The sequence below is a fragment of the Parvibaculum sp. genome (assembly GCF_035511255.1).
In the GTDB taxonomy this organism is placed as follows: Bacteria; Pseudomonadota; Alphaproteobacteria; order Parvibaculales; family Parvibaculaceae; genus Parvibaculum.
This window is the reverse complement of record NZ_DATKFR010000480.1, coordinates 1-2,635: the sequence shown is the minus strand read 5'-3', so window position 1 is coordinate 2,635 and position 2,635 is coordinate 1. Positions and strand designations below refer to the sequence as shown.

Genomic DNA, 2,635 nt, shown 5'->3' with positions numbered 1-2,635 from the left:
GCCGCTGGGCATCGACTTCCAGATCGGCTTGCCGGAAGTGGACGAGGCCCGCGTCGCGCCGATGATCTACGCGGTGCCGGACGAGGTGACGATGAAGTCGAAGTTCACGCAAGCCGTCATCAAGGATCCGCAATCGGCCTCCGCGCTCTTTCTCGGCAACAATGGCAATGCGAATTTCAATTCGCGCGAATGCCACGCGGCGGAGATCGGTTCGGCGAACGGCATCTCGAACGGGCGCGGGCTCGCCGGTCTTTATGCGCCGCTTGCCAATGGCGGCGGCAAGCTCGTCTCGAAGGATACGCTCGCCCGCATGGGCCGCGTCGCGATGGCGACGCATGAGGATGCGACGCTGCTCATCCCGACGCGCTTCGCGCTCGGCTTCATGAAGTCGATGGACAATCGCAAGGTCGAGAACGCGCGCGGCATGAGCGTGATCCTTTCGGAGGCCGCCTTTGGCCATGTCGGCATGGGCGGCTCGATCGGTTTCGCCGACCCGGAAGCGCGCATGAGCTTCGGCTACAACATGAACAAGATGGGCAACGGCATTCTCGTCAACGACCGCTGTCAGTCGCTGATCGACGCGGCCTATCTCGCGCTTGGCTACCGCTCCAATCAGAGCGGCGTCTGGGCCTTATAAGTCGCGAGTTCGGCTTCGAGCGCGTCGATTTTCGATTGCAGATGCGCCAGCGCGCCCGTCACGTCGGCGGCGTCGAATTTCTGCGGGATATGCTGGGGACAGTTCGTGTCCAGCGCGGTGACGCGGAAGACGATCGCCTGCAGCGGACGGGCGCGATAGCCCTCGGGCATCAGTTGCCGGATGATCTCCTTGTCGGCGATCACTTCGGCGCGTCCCCAGATCTTGACGCGGGCGCGGTTTGCGTAATCCATCAGGAAGATATAGGCGCGATCGTTCTCGGCGAGATTGCCGGTCGTGATGTACTGATGGTTGCCGGTGTAGTCGGCGAAGGCGAGCGTGTGCTCGTCGAGGACGCGAAGGAAACCTTTCGGCCCGCCGCGATGCTGGATATAGGGCTGGCCGTCGGCGCTTGCGGTGGCGAGATAGAAGGAGTCGCGTTCGGCGACGAAGGCGGCGATGTCCGGCGAAATCCGGTCGCGGAAATCCGTCTCCGCATAATGCTCGCGGCTGCCGCGCTTTTCCTGCACCGCCTTGACGGACGCGGTGAAGGCGACGTCGCTGACCTTGTGTTCCATCGTTTTCTCCTGCCTGGACGATCCGTCAGGCTATGGGCTTGTCCTTCGGCGGAAGGCCGAGCGCCTTGCGGGCGGCTTCGCGATGCGTGGGTTTCAGGTGGCTCGAGACGAGACCGATCGCGGCCATCAGCACGCTCGCGTCGTCGGTGAAGCCGAGACCGGCGATGAAATCCGGGATGATGTCCGTAGGCAGAACGAAATAGGCGAGCGCGGCGAGCAGCGTCGCCTTGACGCGCAGCGGCGTCTCGTGATCGCGGGTGCAGAACCAGGCGGCGGCGGCATCCTCGGCGAAGGGTATCTTGCCGGCGACGCGCGCCATTTTTCGCCAGAAACCTTCGCGCACGGTCCGTTCGTTGCGGGCGACGACGGCGGGAAGGTTCAAGGCGGGGCTCTCAAGCTCGGTTTCGATGTCTCGCTGCGACATGGGCTTTCAATAATCCTGTCGGGAATCCTTAAAGGGACGCGCCTGCCCAGAAAGATGGGGCAGGCGCCCGTCCGCCGCAAGGCGAGGCGGACGCTGCGTCAAAGCGATGCGACGCTAATTCCTTTTGTTATCGGCATTTTTGGCTCGCGCTTGGGCCCGCGAATTTGTTAAATCGGCGCCAATCCGGCGCGGGACAAGCGCCAAACGGGAGACGGCCGGGCATTCGGCCTGCCATGAGAAGGGACCACAGACCATGAAACTCGATTCCAGCATCAGCGCCATCGTGACCGGCGGCGCTTCGGGCCTCGGCGCGGCGACCGCCCGCGCGCTTGCCGCGAAGGGCGTGAAGGTCGGCATCTTCGATCTTCAGGAAGACAAGGGCGAAGCGCTCGCCAAGGAACTCGGCGGCTGCTTCGCCAAGGTCAACGTGACCGACGAAGCGAGCGTCGATGCCGGTTTCGCGAAGGTGCGCGCGGCCAACGGCCAGGAGCGCATCCTCATCAACTGCGCCGGCACGGGCAACGCGATCAAGACCGCGTCGAAGAACAAGGAGACGGGTGCGCCCGAGCACTTCCCGCTCGACAAGTTCAATCTCATCATCCAGATCAACCTCGTCGGCACGTTCCGCTGCATCGCGAAATCGGCGGCCGGCATGCTGACGCTCGATCCGCTGCCCGACGGCGATCGCGGCGCGATCGTCAACACCGGTTCGGTCGCGGCCGTCGACGGCCAGATCGGCCAGGCGGCTTATTCGGCGTCGAAGGCCGGTGTCGTCGGCATGACGCTCCCCATCGCGCGCGATCTCAGCCGCGAAGGCATTCGCGTCAACACGATCCTGCCGGGCATCTTCGACACGCCGCTCCTCGCCGGCGCGCCGGAAAAGGTGCGTCAGGCGCTCGGCGCGCAGGTGCCGTTCCCGTCGCGTCTCGGCAATCCGGTCGAATATGCCTCGCTCGCCCTGCAGATGGTCGAGAACGGCTACTTCAACGGCGAGACGGT

The 2,635-nt window shown here is 64.4% G+C and carries 4 protein-coding genes; 2 read left to right on the top strand and 2 right to left on the bottom strand.

Annotated features, from left to right (window positions below; all coding sequences use genetic code 11):
• The coding region (locus VMR03_RS17910; RefSeq protein ID WP_325407649.1) for a serine hydrolase at window positions 1-637 on the top strand (637 nt) is incomplete at its 5' end.
• Here the strand turns inward: VMR03_RS17910 and VMR03_RS17905 are convergent.
• The gene (locus VMR03_RS17905) at window positions 613-1,212 is read right to left on the bottom strand and encodes a pyridoxamine 5'-phosphate oxidase family protein (RefSeq protein ID WP_325407647.1); all 600 of its coding nucleotides are present in this window, start codon (window positions 1,210-1,212) and stop codon (window positions 613-615) included. The two genes, VMR03_RS17910 and VMR03_RS17905, sit on opposite strands and share 25 nt — an antisense overlap.
• Window positions 1,213-1,237: 25 nt before the next feature.
• Complete coding sequence (locus VMR03_RS17900; RefSeq protein WP_325407645.1) at window positions 1,238-1,636, bottom strand: YkvA family protein; 399 nt, start codon at window positions 1,634-1,636, stop codon at window positions 1,238-1,240.
• Between the two features lie 253 nt (window positions 1,637-1,889).
• Between VMR03_RS17900 and VMR03_RS17895 the strand changes: the two genes are divergently transcribed.
• A partial coding sequence (locus VMR03_RS17895; protein WP_325407643.1) for an SDR family NAD(P)-dependent oxidoreductase occupies window positions 1,890-2,635 on the top strand: 746 nt, incomplete at its 3' end.